This window comes from Enterobacter sp. 725m/11 (genome assembly GCF_011683705.1).
In the GTDB taxonomy this organism is placed as follows: Bacteria; Pseudomonadota; Gammaproteobacteria; order Enterobacterales; family Enterobacteriaceae; genus Enterobacter; species Enterobacter bugandensis.
This window is the reverse complement of sequence record NZ_JAAQOK010000041.1, coordinates 21,348-43,907: the sequence shown is the minus strand read 5'-3', so window position 1 is coordinate 43,907 and position 22,560 is coordinate 21,348. Positions and strand designations below refer to the sequence as shown.

18 protein-coding genes and 1 tRNA gene are annotated in these 22,560 nt (G+C 57.5%); 6 read left to right on the top strand and 13 right to left on the bottom strand.

Features of this window, described 5'->3' with window-relative positions; all coding sequences use genetic code 11:
• Window positions 1-258: 258 nt before the first annotated feature.
• Window positions 259-353: transfer RNA gene (locus tag HBA26_RS17175), tRNA-Sec, on the bottom strand.
• Window positions 354-642: 289 nt separating this feature from the next.
• Between HBA26_RS17175 and HBA26_RS17170 the strand changes: the two genes are divergently transcribed.
• On the top strand, window positions 643-2,034 hold the full coding sequence (locus HBA26_RS17170; RefSeq protein ID WP_126345614.1) for a glycoside-pentoside-hexuronide family transporter: 1,392 nt from the start codon (window positions 643-645) through the stop codon (window positions 2,032-2,034).
• Window positions 2,035-2,046: 12 nt separating this feature from the next.
• On the top strand, window positions 2,047-4,365 hold the full coding sequence (yicI, locus tag HBA26_RS17165; protein WP_126345613.1) for an alpha-xylosidase: 2,319 nt from the start codon (window positions 2,047-2,049) through the stop codon (window positions 4,363-4,365).
• Between the two features lie 85 nt (window positions 4,366-4,450).
• Here yicI and HBA26_RS17160 read toward each other — a convergent pair whose 3' ends face one another.
• The gene (locus HBA26_RS17160; RefSeq protein ID WP_126345612.1) at window positions 4,451-6,139 is read right to left on the bottom strand and encodes an AsmA family protein; all 1,689 of its coding nucleotides are present in this window, start codon (window positions 6,137-6,139) and stop codon (window positions 4,451-4,453) included.
• A 119-nt stretch (window positions 6,140-6,258) separates the two neighbouring features.
• Window positions 6,259-7,650 carry a xanthine/proton symporter XanP gene (gene xanP, locus HBA26_RS17155; RefSeq protein WP_014881972.1) on the bottom strand — a complete coding sequence of 464 codons (1,392 nt, stop codon included), beginning with the start codon at window positions 7,648-7,650 and terminating at the stop codon, window positions 6,259-6,261.
• 225 nt (window positions 7,651-7,875) lie between these two features.
• On the opposite strand from xanP, the gene gltS reads away from it, so the two are divergent.
• The gene (gene gltS, locus HBA26_RS17150) at window positions 7,876-9,078 is read left to right on the top strand and encodes a sodium/glutamate symporter (protein ID WP_047366905.1); all 1,203 of its coding nucleotides are present in this window, start codon (window positions 7,876-7,878) and stop codon (window positions 9,076-9,078) included.
• 2 nt (window positions 9,079-9,080) lie between these two features.
• On the opposite strand, the gene recG is transcribed toward gltS, so the two are convergent.
• From recG to gmk, 5 genes are read right to left on the bottom strand one after another with little or no spacing between them, the layout of a single operon-like run.
• Entirely contained in the window at window positions 9,081-11,162 is a 2,082-nt protein-coding gene (recG, locus tag HBA26_RS17145) for an ATP-dependent DNA helicase RecG (protein ID WP_048958508.1), read from the bottom strand.
• Window positions 11,163-11,165: 3 nt separating this feature from the next.
• Window positions 11,166-11,855: a tRNA (guanosine(18)-2'-O)-methyltransferase TrmH gene (gene trmH / locus HBA26_RS17140; protein ID WP_049137146.1), complete on the bottom strand. Its 690-nt coding sequence runs from the start codon at window positions 11,853-11,855 to the stop codon at window positions 11,166-11,168.
• A gap of 4 nt (window positions 11,856-11,859) precedes the next feature.
• Window positions 11,860-13,974 carry a bifunctional GTP diphosphokinase/guanosine-3',5'-bis pyrophosphate 3'-pyrophosphohydrolase gene (gene spoT, locus HBA26_RS17135; RefSeq protein WP_028015011.1) on the bottom strand — a complete coding sequence of 705 codons (2,115 nt, stop codon included), beginning with the start codon at window positions 13,972-13,974 and terminating at the stop codon, window positions 11,860-11,862.
• Window positions 13,975-13,993: 19 nt separating this feature from the next.
• Complete coding sequence (gene rpoZ / locus HBA26_RS17130) at window positions 13,994-14,269, bottom strand: DNA-directed RNA polymerase subunit omega (protein WP_000135058.1); 276 nt, start codon at window positions 14,267-14,269, stop codon at window positions 13,994-13,996.
• Between the two features lie 54 nt (window positions 14,270-14,323).
• On the bottom strand, window positions 14,324-14,947 hold the full coding sequence (gmk, locus tag HBA26_RS17125; RefSeq protein WP_010426438.1) for a guanylate kinase: 624 nt from the start codon (window positions 14,945-14,947) through the stop codon (window positions 14,324-14,326).
• Between the two features lie 251 nt (window positions 14,948-15,198).
• On the opposite strand from gmk, the gene ligB reads away from it, so the two are divergent.
• A complete protein-coding gene (ligB, locus tag HBA26_RS17120) occupies window positions 15,199-16,869 on the top strand; it encodes an NAD-dependent DNA ligase LigB (protein WP_126345611.1) in 1,671 nt (556 codons plus the stop codon).
• 2 nt (window positions 16,870-16,871) lie between these two features.
• Here ligB and HBA26_RS17115 read toward each other — a convergent pair whose 3' ends face one another.
• Window positions 16,872-17,489, bottom strand: a complete 618-nt coding sequence (locus HBA26_RS17115; RefSeq protein ID WP_023334014.1) for a trimeric intracellular cation channel family protein — start codon at window positions 17,487-17,489, stop codon at window positions 16,872-16,874.
• 206 nt (window positions 17,490-17,695) lie between these two features.
• Window positions 17,696-18,559: a YicC/YloC family endoribonuclease gene (locus HBA26_RS17110; protein WP_008502687.1), complete on the bottom strand. Its 864-nt coding sequence runs from the start codon at window positions 18,557-18,559 to the stop codon at window positions 17,696-17,698.
• A 125-nt stretch (window positions 18,560-18,684) separates the two neighbouring features.
• On the opposite strand from HBA26_RS17110, the gene rph reads away from it, so the two are divergent.
• Both rph and pyrE read left to right on the top strand, forming a co-directional pair.
• Window positions 18,685-19,401 (top strand): ribonuclease PH, encoded by a 717-nt coding sequence (gene rph, locus HBA26_RS17105; protein ID WP_010426431.1) that lies wholly within the window; start codon window positions 18,685-18,687, stop codon window positions 19,399-19,401.
• A gap of 68 nt (window positions 19,402-19,469) precedes the next feature.
• The gene (gene pyrE, locus HBA26_RS17100; protein WP_041911672.1) at window positions 19,470-20,111 is read left to right on the top strand and encodes an orotate phosphoribosyltransferase; all 642 of its coding nucleotides are present in this window, start codon (window positions 19,470-19,472) and stop codon (window positions 20,109-20,111) included.
• A 41-nt stretch (window positions 20,112-20,152) separates the two neighbouring features.
• On the opposite strand, the gene slmA is transcribed toward pyrE, so the two are convergent.
• The 3 genes from slmA to coaBC all read right to left on the bottom strand — a co-directional run bounded on the left by slmA (window position 20,153) and on the right by coaBC (window position 22,515).
• The gene (gene slmA / locus HBA26_RS17095) at window positions 20,153-20,749 is read right to left on the bottom strand and encodes a nucleoid occlusion factor SlmA (RefSeq protein WP_028015015.1); all 597 of its coding nucleotides are present in this window, start codon (window positions 20,747-20,749) and stop codon (window positions 20,153-20,155) included.
• Window positions 20,750-20,867: 118 nt separating this feature from the next.
• Window positions 20,868-21,326, bottom strand: coding sequence for a dUTP diphosphatase (gene dut / locus HBA26_RS17090; RefSeq protein WP_015570042.1), 459 nt, complete (start codon window positions 21,324-21,326; stop codon window positions 20,868-20,870).
• Entirely contained in the window at window positions 21,304-22,515 is a 1,212-nt protein-coding gene (gene coaBC, locus HBA26_RS17085) for a bifunctional phosphopantothenoylcysteine decarboxylase/phosphopantothenate--cysteine ligase CoaBC (RefSeq protein WP_028015016.1), read from the bottom strand. Before coaBC ends, dut begins: the two co-directional genes overlap by 23 nt.
• Window positions 22,516-22,560: the final 45 nt, after the last annotated feature.

The following is a 22,560-nucleotide window of genomic DNA, read 5'->3' as shown; positions in this document are numbered from 1 at the left end:
TCCGTCGTCGGCAGCGTCAGATGTGTATAAGAGACAGATATCACACCGTCTGGGCTTGAATATGGTACAAATAATAGCCATTAGAATCACCGCACCAATAATCCATTCCATTACAGCTTCCCTTAAATATTTTTTGAATAAGTAAAAGGATAACACTCAATATTCAAATGAATAATTGATCAAGCTCACATAAGGTGGTTGCAATAAGCGGTTCTATTTACGAGTGACGTTTTTTATTATCGAGGTGAATGACATTTTTGGCGGAAGATCACAGGAGTCGAACCTGCCCGGGAACGCTGGCGCCCCCAACTGGATTTGAAGTCCAGCCACCTCACCGGAGATGACGATCTTCCGCGCCTCGATTGCTACATGGAGGCGGGGCGCATTATAGCTACTTTCAGTCATTTACCACATACCCCACACCACTTTTTTCACCTCTCTTTTGACCTGTACCCCCCTGTTTCAGCTAATTCCTAAGAAAATCCTCAGGTTAGCCTTTTGTGCTCTCCAACATTTATCGCGATCACAAAAAACAAGAAACGTAATCTGCTAACCAGAAAACGCAATACCCGCCGTTGAAACAATGGTTTAAAACCAATGCAACCGGTCTCAGCGCCCCCTACAGCGTGAAGGATAAAAAAGATGAGCGAAGTATTGTCAGTAAAAGAGAAGATTGGCTATGGCATGGGTGACGCCGCCAGCCACATCATTTTTGATAACGTCATGTTGTACATGATGTTTTTCTACACCGATATTTTCGGCATTCCCGCCGGGTTTGTCGGCACCATGTTCCTGCTGGCCCGTGCGCTGGATGCAATCTTCGACCCGTGCATGGGGCTGATCGCCGACCGCACCCGCAGCCGCTGGGGCAAGTTCCGTCCGTGGATTTTGTTCGGTGCCATCCCGTTCGGCATCGTCTGCGTGCTGGCCTACACCACGCCGGACCTCAGCCTCAACGGCAAAATGGTTTACGCCGCCGTTACCTACACCCTGCTGACCCTGCTCTATACCGTGGTCAACATCCCGTACTGCGCACTGGGCGGGGTAATCACCAGCGACCCGACGCAGCGTATCTCCCTTCAGTCCTGGCGCTTCGTGCTGGCGACGGCGGGTGGCATGCTCTCCACGGTGCTGATGATGCCGCTGGTGAAGTTGATTGGCGGCGACGATAAGGCGTTCGGCTTCCAGGGCGGGATCGCCGTGCTGTCGGTGGTCGCGTTCCTGATGCTGGCGTTCTGCTTCTTCACCACCAAAGAGCGCATCCAGGTGCCCCCGAGCACCACCTCCATGCGGGAAGACCTGCGCGATATCTGGCAAAACGACCAGTGGCGCATTGTCGGCGTGCTGACCATCCTCAATATCCTCGCCGTCTGCGTGCGCGGCGGCGCGATGATGTACTACTGCACCTGGATCATGGGATCGCCGGAGGTGTTCGTCGCATTCCTCACCACCTACTGCGTCGGCAATCTGATCGGCTCCGCGCTGGCGAAACCGCTCACCGACTGGAAGTGCAAGGTCAGCATCTTCTGGTGGACCAACGCCGCGCTGGCGGTGGTCAGCGTGGCGATGTTCTTCGTCCCGATGCACGCCACCGTGCTGATGTTCGTCTTTATCTTCGTTATCGGCGTGCTGCACCAGCTGGTGACGCCAATCCAGTGGGTAATGATGTCCGATACCGTCGACTACGGCGAATGGACCAACGGCAAACGCCTGACCGGCATCAGCTTTGCGGGCACGCTGTTCGTGCTGAAGCTCGGCCTGGCGCTGGGCGGGGCGATGATCGGCTGGATGCTGGCAGGCGGCGGCTACGACGCGGCGGCCAAAACCCAGAACAGCGCGACCATCAGCATCATTATCGGCCTGTTTACGCTGGCGCCGGCGATCTGCTACGTGCTGAGCGCCATTATCGCCAAACGCTACTACACGCTGAAAACCCCCTTCCTGACCAAAATCCTGGGCGAGCTGGCGCAGGGCGCGCGCCGCAATCAGCAGGATTTTGAAAACCTGCCGGTCAGTAAAGAATTGCAGAACTAAGAGGACGAAAGCATGAAAATCAGTGATGGAAACTGGCTTATTCAACCGGGCCTGAACGTGACCTGTCCGGTTCAGGTGTTCGACGTGGAGCAGCAGGGCAATGACCTGGTGGTGTATGTTGCGCCGCGCGACGTGCGTGAGCGCACCTGGCAGCTCGACACGTTGATGTTCACGGTGCGCCTGTTTTCCCCGCAGGAAGGGATTGTCGGGGTGCGCATCGAGCACTTCCAGGGCGCGCTGAACAACGGCCCGCACTATCCGCTGAACGTTCTGAAGGACGTGAAGGTCGAGATTGAAAACAACGCCGAATTTGCCGAGCTGAAAAGCGGCAGCGTCAGCGTGCGCGTCACCAAAGGCGAGTTCTGGGCGCTGGATTTCCTGCGCAACGGCCAGCGCATTACCGGCAGCCAGCTGAAAAACAACGGCTACGTGCAGGACAGTAACACCGACCGTAATTACGTGTTCGAGCGTCTGGATCTGGGCGTGGGGGAAACAGTCTACGGCCTGGGCGAGCGCTTTACCGCGCTGGTGCGCAACGGCCAGACGGTCGAAACCTGGAACCGCGACGGCGGCACCAGCACCGAGCAGTCCTACAAAAATATCCCGTTCTACCTGACCAACCGCGGCTACGGCGTGCTGGTGAATCACCCGGAAAACGTCTCGTTTGAAGTCGGCTCCGAGAAGGTCTCTAAAGTGCAGTTCAGCGTCGAAGGGGAATATCTCGAGTATTTCGTGATCGACGGCCCGACGCCAAAAGAGGTGCTGAACCGCTATACGCAGCTCACCGGGCGCCCGGCGCTGCCGCCGGCGTGGTCGTTCGGCCTGTGGCTGACCACGTCGTTCACCACCAACTACGACGAAGCCACGGTGAACAGCTTTATCGACGGCATGGCCGAGCGCGACCTGCCGCTGCATGTGTTCCACTTCGACTGCTTCTGGATGAAGGCCTTCCAGTGGTGCGATTTTGAATGGGACCCGGTGACTTTCCCGGACCCGGAAGGGATGATCCGCCGCCTGAAGGAGAAAGGGCTGAAGGTCTGCGTGTGGATCAACCCGTATATCGGCCAGAAATCCCCGATTTTCCGCGAGCTGAAAGCGAAGGGCTACCTGCTCAAGCGCCCGGACGGCTCCCTGTGGCAGTGGGACAAATGGCAGCCGGGGCTGGCGATTTACGACTTCACCAATCCGGACGCATGCCGGTGGTATGCCGACAAGCTGAAAGGCCTGGTGGATATCGGCGTTGACTGCTTCAAGACCGACTTCGGCGAGCGTATCCCGACGGACGTGCAGTGGTTCGACGGGTCCGATCCGCAGAAGATGCACAACCACTACGCCTACATTTATAACGAACTGGTGTGGAACGTGCTGAAAGAGACCGTCGGCGAAGAGGAGGCGGTGCTGTTTGCCCGCTCGGCGTCCGTCGGGGCGCAGCAGTTCCCGGTACACTGGGGCGGCGACTGCTACGCCAACTACGAGTCGATGGCGGAAAGCCTGCGCGGTGGGCTGTCGATTGGCCTGTCCGGCTTCGGGTTCTGGAGCCACGATATCGGCGGGTTCGAAAACACCGCTCCGGCGCACGTCTATAAACGCTGGTGCGCGTTCGGGCTGTTCTCCAGCCACAGCCGCCTGCACGGCAGCAAATCCTACCGCGTGCCGTGGGCGTACGATGACGAGTCCTGCGACGTGGTGCGCCACTTCACGCAGCTGAAATGTCAGCTGATGCCGTACCTGTACCGTCAGGCTGCGCTGGCCCGCGAGTTCGGCACGCCGATGCTGCGTGCGATGATGCTGGAGTTCCCGGACGATCCGGCGTGCGATTACCTCGACCGTCAATACATGCTGGGGGATGCCCTGATGGTCGCGCCGGTGTTCTCCGAGGCGGGGGACGTGCAGTTCTACCTGCCGGAAGGCCGCTGGACGCACCTGTGGCACAACGACGAAATCCATGGCAGCCGCTGGCATAAGCAGCAGCACGATTTTATGAGCCTGCCGGTCTACGTGCGCGACAATACGCTGCTGGCGCTGGGCAACAATAACCAGAAGCCGGACTACGCGTGGAACGCGGGGACGGCCTTCCAGCTGTTTAACCTGGAGGATGGCGCAGCGGCGGTGAGCGAAGTGCCTGCGGCGGACGGTTCCGTGGCGTTTACGCTGAAGGCGTCACGTCGGGGCGACATTGTGACCTTTACCGGCGCGGGTGACGCGCAAAACTGGTCGGTGTGCTTGCGCAACGTGCAGAAGCTGAGTGGCGTGAAAGGCGGCTCGCACGCGGGCAGCGAGTGGGGGGTGGTGGTGAAAGCGGAGGGGGATGAGGTGGTGGTTTACCTCTGAGCTGGAAAAATGCCCGGTGGCGCTTCGCTTACCGGGCCTACATAGGATCGTAGGCCGGGTAAGGCGCAGCCGCCACCCGGCTTGTTTATTGCACAGGCGTTGAAACCACACCGCCCGTCATCGTCTGCTGCACCTGCTGCTTATCCATATTTACCGCGCTCAGCTTCCCATTCACCGTTGGCTTCAGTGGCGCATTCGCCTGCACGCTGCCGCTGGCGGTGAGCTGAATATTGCCGTCACCCGCAATCGGTAACGCAGGCCAGCCCCACTGCTGCAGCACGTTGAGCGGTACGCCGCGCCCGTTCAGGCTCACCGTGGTCTGCCGCTGTGGCAGCTGTGACACGGTGGCGGTCGCCTCCAAAATCCCTTTCTCGGTAAACGCGCTCAGGTCGCTAATGTTCACCGTGGCGGCGTTAGCATTCAACGCCAGCGACGGACGGCGCACGTCCACGCGGTTAAAGGTCGCCGCCGCGCCGTTTAATGTTGCGCTGCCGCCCCAGACGCCCCACTGGCGATCTTTCGCCAGCTGCAGGTTTGCGCCGTAGCCGTCCAGGGAGGTGATCTGCCACGGGAATGCGGGATCGATGTCGATCACCAGGTTGCGGCTCAGGCCAAATTTTTGCAGCGTGACGCTGTTCATCCATTCCGGCAGCGGCGCCATCCACAGCGTTTTCCAGTTTTCAGGAAGGGTGTACTCCAGCCCGGCGATGGCAACATCGTCCAGCACCAGCGCTTTGCCGTCGCGCAGCCAGTTGCCGGACGTACGCACCATACCGCCTTCCCAGCGGGAGGTGAACTGACGCAGCGCTATGCCCTGCGGGGAAAACTCCGCATTCAGGATCGGGTCAAACAGATGCAGCGAGCCGAAGATAAACTCGCTGGCGTTCATGGACAGGCGACCTTCCTGGCTCTGCCAGTCGCCTTTGCTGAGAGTCAGGTTGCGCAGGCTTAAGTCGAGATCGGTCACCGCCCAGTCCGGGCCCTGCAGGCGGGCATCGGTGATCTCCAGACGGCCAATTTGCAGGGAGGGGATGGTAGCCAGCGGCGCGAAGAACGCTTTCAGCGTTTTGTCGCTCTGCAGGCGGATCTCGTTCAGGCGCATGGTGTCGATTATCCAGCTTCCGTCAGCGTTACGCAGGGCGGATCCGGTGAGCGAGCCACGGGCCATATCGGCACCAATGGTGTTCAGCACCACCTCCTTGCCGTTCAACTGGCCGTCGATTAGCACGTTGGTGGCTGGTACGCCGTTCAGGGTCAGCGAGCCGGCGCTCATCTGGATCTTCGCGTTTTTACCCAGCACGTTCCCGGCTTCTGGCTGCCATGGGCTGACGCCGCCCGTGACCTTCTGTGCGCTCAGATCCCATTCAGTATTCGGGCTGTTAAAGGCCATGTTGTTCAGCTGCAGACGATCGGCCTGGAAGGGCAGCGGCGCTGTTTGAGGCGAGAGATTCAGCGTGCCGTCGAACAGGGTGATAGTGCCCATGTGCAGCGGAGCGGTGATCTGACGGCTGCTCAGGCCAATATCGACTTTTTTGGCAACTAATGTGGCGGGTTTACCGTCCCGCCCAAAGGTGACATTTTCCAGAATGAGGTGGGAAGGCGATGAAAAGCGGTGATTCATCTTGTCGAAACTGAGTTCGTAGTCGGTATTCACCGTAATCCAGCTGCTGACCTGCGCCGCGCCCCAGCGGGTCTGGAGCAAAATATAGAGCGCCAGCAGCACAATAAGCAGGGCTACCAGAAGATAGACGAGTAGCTTTCCAATAAATTTCATGGTCTTCCATCCCGCGAAACGAACATAAGGGAGTTATGCACGATTTATGCGCAATGCTCAAGGCGGGAATGGTGTAATTAGATGTCACGGCAGGCATTGACTGCCTGCCGTGAGGGAGATCAGTTCTTCTCAGGCGGGAAAACGAGGTTCAGCACGATAGCGGTGATACCGCCCGCGGCAATGCCGGAAGAGAGCAGGTTTTTAACCCAGTCCGGCGCAAACTGCAGGATCAGCGGCTGCTGGGAAACACCCAGACCAACGGCCAGCGACAGCGCGATAATCATGATCGCGCGGCGGTTCAGCGGCTCGCGGGAGACGATACGCACGCCGGAGGCCGCGATAGTCCCAAACATCACCAGCGTTGCGCCGCCCAGCACCGGCTCAGGAATGTGCTGCACAAAGCCGCTCACCGCCGGGAACAGGCCGAGGACGATCAGCATCAGCGCCACCACGAAACCAACGTAGCGGCTGGCCACGCCAGTCAGCTGGATCACACCGTTGTTCTGGCCGAAGCAGGAGTTCGGGAAGGTGTTGAATACCGCAGAGACAAACGAGTTCAGGCCGTTCGCCAGCACGCCGCCTTTCAGACGCTTCATGTACAGCGGGCCGGAAACCGGCTGCTCAGAGACGTCGGAGGTAGCGGTGATATCACCGATGGTCTCCAGAGAAGTAATCATAAACACCAGCATCAGCGGCAGGAGCAGACCCCAGTCTATGCCCAGGCCGTAATAAAGCGGCGTTGGGACGGTGATCAGCGCGCTGTTGGTCGGCGCGGTGTTCTCCGGCAGCATCCCCAGCGCCCACGCCAGCAGATAGCCCGCTGCCATGGCGATCACCAGCGAGGCCACGCGCAGGTAAGGGTTACGCTGACGGTTAAGCAGAATGATGATCGCCAGCACCACGCCCGCCAGCAGCAGGTTTTTCGGCGCGCCGAAGGTGTGGTCGCTCATTGCCGCGTAGCCGCCACCGATGGAGGTGAGGCCCACCTGAATCAGCGACAGGCCGATAATCATCACCACCACGCCGGAAACCAACGGGGTGATCACACGGCGTGCCAGGTGCAGAACGCGGGAGATGACCATCTCCGTGCAGCTTGCCAGCATCAGCGTGCCGAACAGCGCCGCCATCATGGTCGGAACATCCGCACCGCCGGTTTTCAGCGCTGTACCGCCCATGATCAGCGGCGCCACGAAGTTAAAGCTGGTGCCCTGAATCGACAGTAGCCCAGACCCCACCGGGCCCCAGGCTTTAATTTGAATAATGGAGGCCACGCCGGAGGCGAACAGAGACATACTGATAATGTGCTGCGTGTCCTGCGCCGGTAAACCGAGCGCCTGGCAAATCAGCAGCGCCGGGGTGATCACCGCAACAAACATCGCCAGAAGATGCTGGCAGGCGGCAAAAAGCGTCTGCGGCAGCGGCGGTCGGTCTTCAAGGCGGTAAATCAGTTCGCTATTTTGCTTCTGCGCAATCGGTTGCGCATCTGGCGATTCTATGGTGTTAACGGACATCGGCGGCAATCCCACGGTGGAAAAGCGGGCATTTTATCTGACCACCTGGTAAAAGCAAACGATTGCCAGCAAAAAAAAGGAAGAAAATCTGCCGCTGTGAGCAGGTTTTTTACAACCTATCGGAAAAAAAAATTACACTTTTTGCGCCGGGGGCTCATGACGAGCGCAAACCGGCCCAGGATAACGCCGCGTGTGTATGGAATACGCGCATAACAGGAGCCTTTTATGATTCATCTCGATACGTTGTCGACCCTTGTTGCCGCAACGCTGGTTCTTCTGCTTGGTCGCAAGCTGGTCCACAGCGTTTCCTTTCTGAAAAAATACACTATTCCTGAACCTGTCGCCGGCGGTCTGCTGGTGGCGCTGGCCTTGCTGATACTGAAAAAAAGCATGGGCTGGGAAATTGATTTTGATATGTCCCTGAAAGACCCGCTGATGCTGGCTTTCTTTGCCACCATCGGCCTGAACGCCAACCTGGCGAGCCTGCGCTCGGGCGGTAAGGTGCTCGGCGTGTTTCTGATTGTGGTGGTGGGGCTGCTGCTGATGCAAAATGCGATTGGAATCGGTATGGCAACGCTGCTGGGGCTGGATCCGCTGATGGGGCTGCTGGCGGGGTCGATTACCCTTTCGGGCGGTCACGGCACCGGCGCGGCGTGGAGCAAGCTGTTCATCGAACGCTACGGTTTTGAAAACGCGACGGAAGTGGCGATGGCCTGCGCGACCTTTGGCCTGGTACTGGGTGGCCTGATTGGCGGCCCGGTAGCACGTTATCTGGTGAAGCACTCCACCACGCCGAATGGCAGACCGGACGATGAAATGGTGCCGACCGCGTTTGAAAAACCGGACGTTGGCCGCAGCATCACCTCGCTGGTGATGATTGAAACCATCGCGATGATTGCCATCTGCCTGACCGTGGGCAAAGTGGTTGCGCAATGGCTGGCGGGTACCGCGTTTGAACTGCCGACGTTTGTCTGCGTGCTGTTTATCGGGGTGATCCTGAGCAACGGTCTGGCGCTGATGGGCTTCTACCGCGTGTTTGAGCGGGCGGTATCGGTGCTCGGCAACGTCTGCCTGTCGCTGTTCCTGGCGATGGCGCTGATGAGCCTGAAGCTGTGGGAGCTGGCCTCGCTGGCGCTGCCGATGGTGGCGATTCTGGCGGTGCAGGCGCTGTTTATGGCGCTTTATGCCATGTTCGTGACCTGGCGCATGATGGGGAAAAACTATGATGCGGCGGTGCTGGCGGCCGGTCACTGCGGGTTTGGTCTGGGGGCTACCCCAACGGCTATCGCCAACATGCAGGCGATCACCGAACGGTTCGGGCCATCGCATATGGCGTTTCTGGTGGTCCCGATGGTCGGCGCATTCTTCATTGATATCGTCAACGCGCTGGTGATCAAGCTGTACCTGATGCTGCCGATATTTGCCTGAGATCAGGCGTTGGAATAACGTTCGGTTTCCGGCATCCAGCGCTCAATTAACGCTGCCGCCTGTTCGGGGTAGCGTTCATGAATATGGCGCGCAAGGCGCTGAACTTCGGGGATCATGGCCTGATCGCGCAGTAAATCCGCCACTTTGAATTCAGCATTTCCCGTCTGGCGCGTGCCCAGTAGTTCGCCCGGGCCGCGTATCTCCAGGTCTTTTTGCGCAATCACAAAGCCGTCGTTGCTGTCGCGCAGCACCTGCAGTCGCATCTGGGCGGTTTTTGAAAGCGGTGCTTTGTAAAGCAGCACGCAGTGAGACGCTACCGCGCCGCGGCCAACGCGCCCGCGCAGCTGGTGGAGCTGGGCAAGCCCCAGACGCTCCGGGTTTTCGATGATCATCAAACTGGAGTTGGGTACGTCAACGCCCACTTCGATGACCGTCGTCGCGACCAGCAAATGCAGTTCCCCCTGTTTGAAGGATTGCATCACCGCCTGCTTCTCGGCAGGCTTCATGCGGCCGTGAACCAGGCCAACGTTCAGCTCGGGCAGTGCCAGCTTGAGCTCTTCCCACGTCGCTTCGGCGGCCTGGGCTTCCAGCAGTTCCGACTCTTCAATCAGGGTACAGACCCAGTAGGCCTGGCGCCCTTCATGGGTGCAGGCGTTGCGCACGCGGTCAATGATGTCGCTGCGGCGCGTATCCGGTATGGCGACCGTCGTCACCGGCGTTCGGCCCGGCGGCAGTTCGTCGATGGTAGAGGTATCCAGATCGGCGTAGGCGGTCATCGCCAGGGTACGCGGGATCGGCGTGGCGGTCATGATCAGCTGATGCGGGTGGAAGCCCTGCTGCAGCCCTTTTTCCCACAGCGCCAGACGCTGATGCACGCCGAAGCGGTGCTGCTCGTCGATAATCACCAGCGCGAGGCCGTTAAACTGCACCTGCTCCTGAAAGATAGCGTGCGTGCCCACAATCATCTGCACCTGGCCGCTGGCGATGGCTTCCTGCTGCGCAAGACGCGCTTTGCCTTTTTGCTTTCCGGCAAGCCAGCCCACTTCAATCCCGAGCGGTGCGAACCAGGCGCGGAAATTGTTAGCGTGTTGTTCAGCCAGCAGTTCGGTTGGTGCCATCAGCGCGACCTGTTTGCCGTGGGCAATCGCGCGCAGGGCGGCCAGGGCGGCAACCAGCGTTTTACCTGAACCTACGTCGCCCTGCACCAGGCGCATCATCGGCACGTCGAGCGCCATGTCGCGCTCAATCTCGGCGGTGACGCGCGCCTGCGCGCCGGTGGGCTTAAAGGGCAGCGAGGCCAGCAGCTTATCTTTGAGCACATCATTCGGGCTTAACGGCTGAGCGTGGAAACGCTGCGCGCCGGCGCGCAGCGCCAGCATGCTCAGGTTATGCGCCAGTAATTCCTCAAGGATAAGACGCCGTTGGGCGGGGTGTTTACCGCTTTCTAAATCGCTGAGCTGCAGCGTTGGCGGCGGGCGGTGCAGGGTGCGCAGCGCCTCGGGCAGGCTCATCATCCCCTGAGCCAGTTCTGGCGGCAGCAGTTCGGTAATGGCACAGGTGTCCAGCAGCTCCAGGGCCTGATCGGTGAGCTTACGCAGCGTCGCCTGCTTGATGCCTTCGGTCGTCGGGTAAACCGGGGTGAGCGTCTCCTGCAGTTCCGGCGTGCTGAGATCGCCCTGCACGCGGTACTCCGGGTGGATCATCTCTGCGCCGTATTTCCCGCGTTTAGCTTCGCCATAGGCCAGCACCCTACGGCCGGTCGCCAGGCTGTTCTTCATCGCCGCGCTGAAGTTGAAGAAACGCATGGTGAGGATGCCGGTGCCGTCGCTGATCTGACAGGTCATCATCCGGCGTCCGCCGAAAGTGATATTGCAGTTCAGGACTTCGCCTTCAACGGTGGCGTAAATGGCGGGAAGCAGATCGCCAATCTTGTAGAGCTGAGTGCGGTCTTCATAACGCAGGGGGAGGTGAAGCAGGAGATCCTGCACGGTGTGCAGGCCAATTTTTGCCAGCTTATTGCTTTGCGCCGCGCCCACGCCCGTCAGGCTGTTGAGCGGGATAGCATCCAGCAGGCGGCCTTTCATAGGTTACCCGGCGTACTGCATGGTGGCCCACCACTCGGCATCGGCTTCAATTTCGCCCTGCGCGTTGACGTGGGGGTAAGGCAATTTTTTCTGCTTCGCAACGCGTGCCAGCACCGGATAGCCACCTTCAAACAGCAGGCGCTGCTGTTCTTCTTCCGGCAGCATGCTGTTGCTGCGCTCGTACATCCCGGCGTTCTGACGCTGGCGCTGCGCTTCATACAGAATGAGTGCGGACGCCACGGAGACGTTAAGGGACTGGACCATGCCGATCATCGGAATGATGATGTCCCGATCCGCCAGATCCAGCGCTTCCTGGGAGATCCCGGTTTTCTCCTGACCCATCAAAATGCAGGTCGGGCGGGTATAGTCGATTTCGCGGAAATCCACGGCCTTATCGGACAGGTTTGTCGCCAGGATCTGCATCCCGCGTCCTTTCAGATGCGATACGGCATCGCCAATCGTCTGGTGAGTTTTGACGGATACCCAGCTGTTACTGCCTGCCGCAGCAGAGACCATGGTTCGCATCCGGTGACCCGGCCAGACGGCGTGCACTTCATGCACGCCGACGGCATCTGCGGTACGGACGATGGCAGAGACGTTATGAGGTTTATGCACCTGCTCCATGCAGACCGTCAGGTCAGGCTGGCGTCTGGCAAGCATTTCGCAGATACGGGCATAACGTTGTGAATTCATAAACCTAGTTTCGGTTTCGGGTGACTTTAATCACGTCCGGCATGACGCGGATCTTGCGCATAATGTTCGCCAGATGCACGCGGTCGCGAGCGGTCAGACGAATAAAGGCGCTATAGACGCGGCCGTCTTTTTCTTCCGTATTCAGGCTCTGAATGTTGGACGAGGCCGTGTTGATGGCTGCCGTCAGGTTTGCCAGGGCACCCTGGTGGTTGAACATATCCACCTTAATTTCGGTGATAAATTCCTGCGCCGTCTCTTTATCCCACTCGACCGCCATAAACTTCTCGGCTTCTTTCTGGTAGCCGCGAATGTTACGACAGGATTCATGGTGGATAACCAGCCCTTTGCCCGGACTGACGTGCGCAATAATCGGGTCGCCAGGGATTGGACGGCAACATTTTGCGAAGGTGATCAGCACCCCGTCCGCGCCTTTGATCGGCAGATGAGCATGGCCGGATGCGCCTGGAGCAGATGGCGTCGCTTCGCCCTGCTGCAGGTTTTTCGCCACCACGACGCTCATCGCGTTACCCAGACCAATTTCCGCCAGCAGATCGTCCAGAGACGTGAGCTTCATACGGTCGAGTTCACGCTGAATATGCTCCGGTGGGATCTCAGCCAGCTTGCGGCTGCCGCCCAACGCGTGGTTGAGCAGACGACGCCCCAGGCTGACGGAGTCATCGCGCTTGAGGTTTTTCAACAGCTGACGAATTTTGGCACGCGCTTTGGAACTCACGACAAAGTTCAGCCAGGCCGCGTTCGGACGTGCACCCGGCGCGGTAATAATTTCTACCGTCTGTCCGCTGGAGAGCGGCTGAGACAGCGGGTAAGGCTGTCTGTCGACGCGCGCGCCCACGCAGGCGTGCCCGATATCGGTATGCACGGCGTAGGCGAAGTCGACCGGCGTTGCGCCCGCAGGCAGTTCGACAATGCGGCCTTCTGGGGTGAAAACGTAAATCTCATCCGGGAAGAGATCGGATTTAACGCTCTCGATAAATTCGAACGAGCTACCCGCACTCTGCTGAAGCTCCAGCAGGCTCTGCATCCAGCGCTGGGCGCGGATTTGCGCGGTGGTGCTGCTTTCGCCACCGTGCTCTTTGTAAGCCCAGTGTGCGGCTACACCCATCTCTGCCATCTGGTCCATGTCTTCGGTGCGGATCTGCACTTCAACAGGCACGCCGTGCGGACCGATCATCGAGGTATGCAAAGATTGATAGCCGTTCGCTTTCGGAATGGCGATGTAATCTTTCATGCGCCCCGGGCGCGGTTTATAGAGGCTGTGCATCTGCCCCAGCACGCGGTAGCAGGTGTCAGAGTCGTGGACGATTACGCGGAACGCGTAGATATCCATGATCGAGTGAAAACGCTGCTCTTTGAGCACCATTTTGCAGTAGATGGAGTAAAGATGTTTTTCGCGACCGCTGACGCGGCACGGGATTCCCGCTTCCTGCAAACGCCCTTCAATTTCAGAGAGGATCTTTTGAATCATCTCTTTACGGTTACCGCGTGCGGCTTTCACCACCTCTTTAATCACGCGATAGCGGTTCGGGTACAACGCTTCAAAGCCCAGCTCTTCCAGCTCGGTTTTGATGTGGTGGATACCTAAACGGTGCGCCAGCGGACTGTAAATTTCGAGGGTTTCACGGGCAATGCGGCGACGTTTATCCGGGCGAAGTGAGCCCAGCGTGCGCATGTTGTGGGTACGGTCAGCGAGTTTGATGAGAATGACGCGGATATCCTGCACCATCGCCATAATCATCTTGCGGAAGTTTTCGGCTTGCGCCTCTTTCTTGTCGCGGAATTTCAGCTTATCAAGCTTAGAGACCCCTTCCACCAGCTCGGCAACGCTTTTGCCAAACAGCTGTTCCATATCCTGGTAGGTGGCAGGGGTATCTTCGATCACGTCGTGCAGCAGGGCGGCCATCAGCGTTTCGTAGTCGAGTTTCATCTCGGCCAGAATACAGGCTACCGCAACCGGGTGCGTGATGTAGGGTTCACCGCTTGAACGTGTCTGGCCCTCGTGAGCGTCACGTGCAACGAGATACGCCTGCTGAAGACGCTTAATCTGGTCTTCAGGCAGGTAGGTTTGAATCAGTTGATTCAGGCTTTCAAACAGATACAAGGGCGACCCGCAGGTTTAATTAACGACGACCTTCAGCAATGGCGGTTACGGCCTGCAGTTCTGCGGCTTCCTGCTCTTGCTGCTCCTGGCGCTCACGCACGTCGAGGATCTGGTTGTTGATCAGACCTTCTTCGATTTCGCGAAGTGCAATAACGGTGGTTTTATCGTTTTCTTCCGGTACCAGCGGATCTTTACCGCCCACCTGCATCTGACGAGCGCGACGCGCGGCGACCAGCACCAGGTCAAAACGGTTACCAATTTTCTCTACAGCGTCCTGAACAGTTACGCGTGCCATACTTAAAATGCTCCACAGGTGAAGAAATGACTGGGCATGATACTGAAAGTGGGTTCAGTCTGCCAACAGTTTGGTGATTAATGCGTCATGTCGCTGCTTCTGGCGGCTCATACGCAGTCGTTCTGCGCGAAGAATGGTTTTGAGATCGCTCAGCGCGGCATCAAAATCATCATTCACAATAAGGTAATCATATTCCGCGTAATGGCTCATTTCTGCAACTGCCTGTTCCATACGCTTTGCGATGACTTCTTCACTGTCCTGACCGCGGCCACGCAGGCGGCGATCCAGCTCATCCTTCGACGGCGGTAAAATAAAGATACTGCGCGAGTCAGGCATTTTCTTGCGAATTTGCTGTGCGCCCTGCCAGTCGATGTCGAGGAACACATTCACGCCCGTCGCCAGAACCTGCTCAATGGTTTCACGCGAGGTGCCGTAGTAGTTACCAAACACTTCTGCGTGTTCAAGAAACGCATCTCTGCCGATCATCGCTCTGAACTCGTCGTGATCCACAAAGAAATAGTGTTCACCGTGCACTTCACCCGGACGCGGCGCTCGCGTGGTGTGAGAAACAGAAACCTGTGTGTCGTACAACGGTTGGGTTTTTAACAGTGCCTGAATAAGGCTGGATTTACCCGCGCCGCTAGGGGCAGAAACAATATAAAGCGTGCCTTGAGCCATGAGAGTCTTTTGTATGTGTTAACGAAGAAGTCCTACATACGGGCTTATTATACACGTCGCCGCTGTGTGACGTAGCCTTTGTCACACTTTTTCCCCTGGATTATTGAATTTTGCGTACCGTTTTCAGGTTTTATCTGCGGTTTGCAGCAATAAAAATTAACGCTGGATAGCGCCTCGCAACGTGAAAGGTTGCTATTAGCGTCGTTTCTCACGTCAAGTTATACCTCCTGCATTGCAAAGGAGGGATAGCGATGTGGCGGTGGATAAGCGGGTTAATGCTGTTGTGGTGTGGTTACGGGGCGGCGGTGTGCCCGGTGTGGTCACAGGCAAAAGCCGAAAAAGAGATTGCGTCATTAAGTGCACAAATCAAACGCTGGGATGAGGCTTACTGGAAGCTGGGGGTGAGCGAGGTCAGTGACGAAGTGTATGACCAGCTCAATGGCCGTTTAACCCAGTGGCAGCGCTGTTTCGGCAACGATTTTGCTGAGAGCGCCCTTCCTGCGCTGGAGGGAAACGTAAAACATCCTGTTGCCCATACGGGGGTACGTAAAGCAGCCAGCAAAGAAGCGCTGGGTCACTGGATGCACGGCCGGAAAAATCTCTGGATGCAGCCAAAAGTCGATGGCGTGGCGGTGACGCTGGTGTATCGCAACGGAAAGCTAGCGCGGGCCATCAGCCGTGGTAATGGGTTAAAAGGCGAGGACTGGACGGCCCGCGTGCGTTTGATCCCGTCCGTACCCAAGGAGGTATCCGGCGCGCTTGCAAACAGCGTCTTACAGGGGGAGCTTTTCTGGTTACGCGAAAACCACGTCCAGCGGCAGATGGGCGGAATGAATGCTCGCGCAAAAGTGGCGGGTGCGATGATGCGACAAAAGGACAACGCGCTTCTGAGCCAGACAGGAATATTTATCTGGGCCTGGCCGGATGGACCGAAGGGAATGGAAAACAGGCTTTCTGAGCTGTCCAGCGCAGGCTTTTCCCTGACGGCGCGCTATACGTTGCCCGTACAAGCGGTTGATGCTGTTGAAAAACAGCGTTTGGCCTGGCAAAACACGGCATTGCCCTTTGCCACGGATGGCATAGTGGTTCGGTCTGCGGAGCCACCTACAGGGGAGAGTTGGCTGCCCGGCGAAGGCAACTGGATTATCGCGTGGAAATATTCGCCTGCGGCACAGGTCGCAGAGGTCAGGAATATTCTTTTTTCCGTGGGGCGCACGGGCAAAATTTCTGTCGTGGCGGCACTTGAGCCTGTGCAGTTGGACGATAAACGGGTGCAGCGAGTGAGTCTCGGTTCGGTTGGGCGCTGGCAGAGGCTGGATATTGCCCCGGGCGATCAGATCCAGGTCAGCCTGGCAGGGCAGGGTATCCCTCGGTTTGATAAGGTGGTCTGGCGAGGGGCGGACAGACAAAAACCTGAGCCTCCGGCCTCGCGTTATCACTCCCTGAGTTGCTTTTATGCCTCGCCGGAGTGTATGGATCAGTTCTTTGCCCGGCTGACGTGGCTCAGTTCAAAGCAGGTATTCAACATTGAAGGATTAGGTGAGTCAGGCTGGCGCATACTCTGGCAGGCGCATCATTTTGAACATCTCTTTTCGTGGCTGCTATTAACGCAGGAGCAGCTGCAGTCGACACCGGGATTCTCTGCCGCACGCGGGCTGGCGCTCTGGCATCGCTTTAATCAGGTGCATGAGCAGCCTTTTATCCGCTGGATTATGGCGCTGGGTGTTCCGCTGCCACAGGCCTCGCTGAAGGCGTTGGAAGATGTGTCGTGGCAGAAGATGAGCGAACGCAGTGAAAAGGCCTGGCAGGCCTTGCCGGGTACGGGAGCGGAGAAGGCGCGGCAAATCGTTGCCTGGCTGCACGCGCCAGAGATCGATGTGCTGGTCAGGTGGCTTGCTCAGCAGCACATCAATGGGTTCTGAGATCAGTGGGCGCTGTGCTTATAGTGAAACACGGGCAATCCGAGCTTCAGACGCAGCGCCAGCATGCGGGCCGTAAAGCCAAACAGCAGCGTGGAGATGACCACCACGTCGTGGTTTGAAACGTAATGCTGCAGGGCAATGTAGAGCACCGCTGCGGCGAAGGAGATGCCGGCATACAGCTCTTTTTGGAAGACCAGAGGAATGCGTTTGCAGAACATATCGCGCAGCACGCCGCCGAAAACGCCCGTCACCACGGCTGCAATGGTGGCGATAACCGGGCCTTCCCCCATATCGAGCGCGATTTGTGCACCGATGATCGAAAAGACGATCAGCCCCAGCGCGTCAAGCACCAGGAACAGGCGGCGAAGGTGCGGCATAACGGGTGCCACGATGGTGGTTAATACGGCAGCCGTTGCGACGATAATCACATACTCAGGATGTTTCACCCAGCCGAGCGGGTAATGGCCAAGCAGGATATCGCGCACGGAACCGCCGCCCAGCGCGGTTGCAGTGGCAATAATGATCACGCCGAAGGTGTCCATCCGGCGACGCCCGGCGGCGAGAGCGCCAGTCATGGCTTCGGCGGTGATACCAATAAGATAAAGAATGTGAAGCAGCATATACCCTCCGGTGTGAACGCGGAAAGGTTAGCGATTTGTGCGCAAGATCACGATTGAGATTTTCTAAGGCGATTGAGTTTCACCTATAAAATTTAATCAATACATGTTGAATACCTTTGATTCTTGGCTGCTGAATTTGAAAAGAGACGGGAATTCGGATTAGAAATAATAATGGATGGCGTCAGCCGACGCCATCCAAAAAGCGATTACTCAATATTCTGGATCTGCTCGCGCATCTGCTCAATCAGAACCTTGAGTTCAATCGCTGAGTTGGTCACTTCAGCGTTGATAGACTTAGACGCCAAAGTGTTCGACTCGCGGTTGAACTCCTGCATCATAAAGTCCAGGCGGCGGCCTACAGCTTCCTTCTTCTTCAGGATGTTATAGGTCTCTTTCACGTGCGCTTCCAGACGATCCAGCTCTTCGGCCACGTCAATGCGCTGCGCCATCAGCACCAGCTCTTGTTCCAGACGGGTGTTTTCCAGCTGAACTTCCGCTTCTTCCAGCTTGGCGACCAGGCGCTCGCGCTGCCATTGCAGCACTTCCGGCATGTGGGTGCGGACTTTGGCTACTTCAGCGCTGACGCCTTCAAGGCGCTGCTCAATCATCGCTTTCAGCGCCTGACCTTCGGTTTCGCGGGCAACGATAAAGTCATCCAGCGTGCCGTCGAGGGCTGCCAGAATTTCTGCGGCAATCGCGTCCAGATCCTGCTCGCCGGCGGCCATGACGCCAGGCCAGCGCAGAATATCAACGGGGTTGATTTCGCCTTCATCGCTCTGCATTTTGACCCAGTTCGCCGCATTCACGAGCTGTTTCGCCAGTTTTTCGTTGAGGATCAGCTCGCCCTGTGCGCTGGCATCTGGCTCAAAGCGCAGGTTGCATTCCACTTTCCCGCGGGTCAGACGCGTACGGATACGCTCGCGCACTACAGGTTCAAGGCTGCGGAACTGTTCCGGCATACGGAAATATGTTTCCAGATAGCGCTGGTTTACCGAACGCATTTCCCAGGTAGCGCTACCCCAGCTACCCTTGATTTCACGCCGGGCGTAGGCGGTCATACTGCGGATCATAGACATTCCCGTTTTTAAAGGAGAGATGGGGGGATTATAGCTTTCGGGGGCTTCTCAGGATAGGAATAAGCGTCCTTTATCCGTATAATGCGCAGCCACATTCGTTTCAAGCCGGAGAATCCATCATGCGTCCATCAGGTCGTAGCGCCAATCAGGTGCGTCCCGTCACCCTGACCCGTAACTATACAAAACACGCTGAAGGCTCCGTGCTGGTTGAGTTTGGTGACACCAAAGTGCTTTGCACCGCGTCCATCGAAGAAGGCGTTCCGCGCTTTCTGAAAGGTCAGGGCCAGGGCTGGATCACCGCCGAGTACGGCATGCTGCCGCGCGCGACCCATACCCGTAACGCCCGTGAAGCGGCAAAGGGTAAGCAGGGTGGACGTACCATGGAAATCCAGCGCCTGATCGCACGTGCGCTGCGCGCCGCCGTTGATCTGAAAATCCTCGGTGAATTCACTATTACCCTGGACTGCGACGTGATTCAGGCAGATGGCGGCACGCGTACCGCGTCCATTACCGGTGCCTGTGTGGCTCTGGCCGATGCCCTGAACAAGCTGGTTGCAGCTGGTAAGCTGAAAACCAACCCTATGAAAGGGATGGTCGCGGCGGTTTCCGTGGGGATCGTTAATGGTGAAGCGCTTTGCGATCTGGAATACGTTGAAGATTCTGCCGCCGAGACCGACATGAACGTGGTGATGACCGAAGATGGTCGCATCATTGAGGTGCAGGGAACGGCGGAAGGTGAGCCGTTCACCCATGAAGAACTTCTCTCTCTGCTGGCGTTGGCCCGAGGGGGAATCGAATCCATTGTAACGACGCAAAAAGCGGCGTTAGAAAATTGATTTTAAAGGCGACCAATGAGTCGCCTTTTTTTTGCCTGCAAGACAGAAAAAACCAAAGGAGCGAATCCATGAAATCGTATCAGCGCCAGTTTATTGAGTTTGCGATTAATAAACAGGTACTTAAGTTTGGCGAATTTACGCTGAAATCCGGGCGTAAGAGCCCATATTTCTTCAACGCCGGGCTGTTTAATACCGGGCGCGATCTGGCACTGTTAGGCCGCTTCTATGCCGAAGCGCTGGTGGATTCCGGGATTGATTTCGACCTGCTGTTTGGCCCTGCGTACAAGGGCATTCCGATTGCAACTACCACGGCGGTGGCGCTGGCGGAGCACCATGACCGTGATGTGCCGTACTGCTTTAACCGCAAAGAGGCCAAAACCCACGGTGAAGGCGGTAATCTTGTGGGCAGCGCGCTGCAGGGCCGCGTGATGCTGGTCGACGACGTGATTACCGCAGGCACCGCGATCCGTGAATCTATGGAGATTATCCAGGCCAACGGTGCGACGCTGGCTGGCGTGCTGATTTCTCTTGATCGTCAGGAGCGTGGTCGCGGCGATATCTCTGCTATCCAGGAAGTAGAGCGTGATTACAGCTGCAAAGTGACCTCTATCATCACTCTGAAAGACCTGATTGCGTATCTGGAAGAGAAGCCAGAGATGGCGGATCATCTGGCGGCGGTGCGGGCGTATCGGGAAGAGTTTGGCGTGTAATTAAATTGCCCGGTGGCGCTACGCTTACCGGGCCTGCGGTGCTACTGCAACTGCGCTGCCACTAACGGCCAGCGGGCGTCAAAATCGTCCGTTGGTCGGTATTTGAATTCGCTGCGCACAAAGCGGGAGAGCATGCCTTCACAAAACGCCAGTATCTGGCTTGCCAGCAATGTCTCATCCGTATTGTATCCTTCGCCTTCACGCATTTTCTTCTCGCGCAGCACCTGGCGCAGCTGCGCTTCAATACGCTCAAAAAGCTGATTGATGCGGCCCTGCAGCCTGTCCTGCTCAAACATTAGCGCGTGGCCGGTCAGGATACGGGTTAAACCCGGATTGCGCTCCCCAAAGCCCAGAATTAACAGCACAATCAGACGAAGACGCGCGGTGGTATCTTTTTCATCTTTCAGAATCAGGTTAATGCGCGTGATCAGACTGTCTTCAATAAACTCGATCAGGCTGTCGAACATTTTTGTTTTGCTGGGGAAATGACGATACAGCGCCGCCTCAGACACGCCCACAGAGGCGGCCAGTTTGGCGGTGGTGATGCGTTGACTGCCATCGCTGGATTCAAGCATCAGAGCCAGAGATTGAAGTATTTCTTCGCGACGATTCCTTTTCGCGGTTTGTTTTTCTGCCATGTTACAAAATACCCCTGAAAATAAGCACTTGCCAGGCTGGCATCCACACAGCGACCGCAAACTGACGTTTGCGGTTTGTTATTGCGTTATGGCGCTGCGAGATACGTGTGTCGGGCGGTTATTTGCGCCCGGAATGGCCGAAGCCGCCTTCGCCACGGTCGGTGGCATCAAAGTCTGCCACCAGGTTAAATTCTGCCTGTACCACTGGTACAAAAACCATCTGCGCGATACGCTCGCCCGGTTCAATGGTGAAGCTGTCCTGACCACGGTTCCAGACGGACACCATCAGCTGACCCTGGTAGTCGGAGTCGATCAGGCCGACCAGGTTACCCAGCACTACGCCGTGCTTATGGCCCAGACCCGAGCGCGGCAGGATCACTGCCGCCAGAGACGGGTCTGCAATGTGGATCGCCAGGCCAGTCGGGATCAGGGTAGTGGCACCGGGAGCCAGTTCTACGGCGTCATCGAGACAGGCGCGCAGGTCAAGTCCGGCAGAGCCGGAGGTGGCATAGGTTGGCAGCGGGAATTGCTCGCCAACACGCGGGTCCAGAATCTTAACGTCGATTTTTTTCATCATAACGGGTAACGATCTCGTCCAGTAATTGTTGGCCCAGGAGTTCCTTGCGCTCAAGCGGTAAGATTTTATCTCCATCCTGCCAGAAAAGGTGCAGTGCGTTGCTGTCGCTATTAAATCCTTGCGTGGCCAGCGATACGTCGTTCGCGCAAATTAAATCGAGGTTTTTGCGGGTACGTTTTTGCCGGGCATATTCTTCCACATTATTCGTTTCTGCGGCAAATCCAACAACGTAAGGACGATGGCTTTTTAGTGCGGCGACACCGGCAACAATGTCCGGGTTTTTCACCATTTTCAGTGTTAATTCATCGCCTTGCTTTTTGATTTTAGACTCGGCGATAGTCTCGGCGCGATAGTCTGCCACGGCCGCACAGCCGATAAAAATCTGCTGGCGTTGCGCATGAGCCTGCACGGCGGCTTCCATCTCCAGCGCGGTGGTAACATTAATACGCTGTACAAAAGGTGGCGTAGGTAACGAGACCGGGCCGCTGACCAGCGTGACGTTAGCACCGCGTTTTGCCGCTGCGGCAGCAATTGCAAAGCCCATTTTACCGGAGCTGTGGTTGGTGATGTAACGCACCGGGTCCAGCGGCTCGCGCGTCGGGCCCGCGGTAATCATGATGTTGAGATGTTGCAGGTCGTTGACAGGTGAAAAATGGGCGGCGGCCATATCCACAATCGTCAACGGGTCGAGCATACGCCCCGGGCCAACGTCGCCGCAGGCCTGGCTGCCGCTGTCCGGGCCCCAGACAAGCAGGCCGCGCGACGCCAGCGTCTCCAGATTATGCTGGGTGGCGGCATTGCGGTACATCTGCTGGTTCATGGCGGGCACAACGGCGACGGGCGCAGGCGTCGCGAGGCAAATGGTCGAAACCAGATCGTTCGCCATACCGGCCGCCACGCGGGCAATTAAATCTGCCGTGGCAGGGGCAAGAATCACCAGATCGGCCCATTTCCCAAGCTCAATATGCCCCATCGCGGCTTCGGCGGCCGGATCGAGCAGGCTGTCAGATACCGGGTATCCTGAAACCGCCTGCAGGCTCAGAGGGGTGATAAAGGCTTTACCGCCTTCGGTTATCGCGACCCGCACGTCCGCCCCGCGCTCGCGCAGACGACGCACCAGCTCCGGCGCTTTATAAGCAGCAATGCCGCCGCTCACGCCAAGAACGATTTTTTTACCGGCCAGGCTCATCATGATTCTTTCCTGTTGGGTTTCACCAGAGAGCGGGCATTTTAC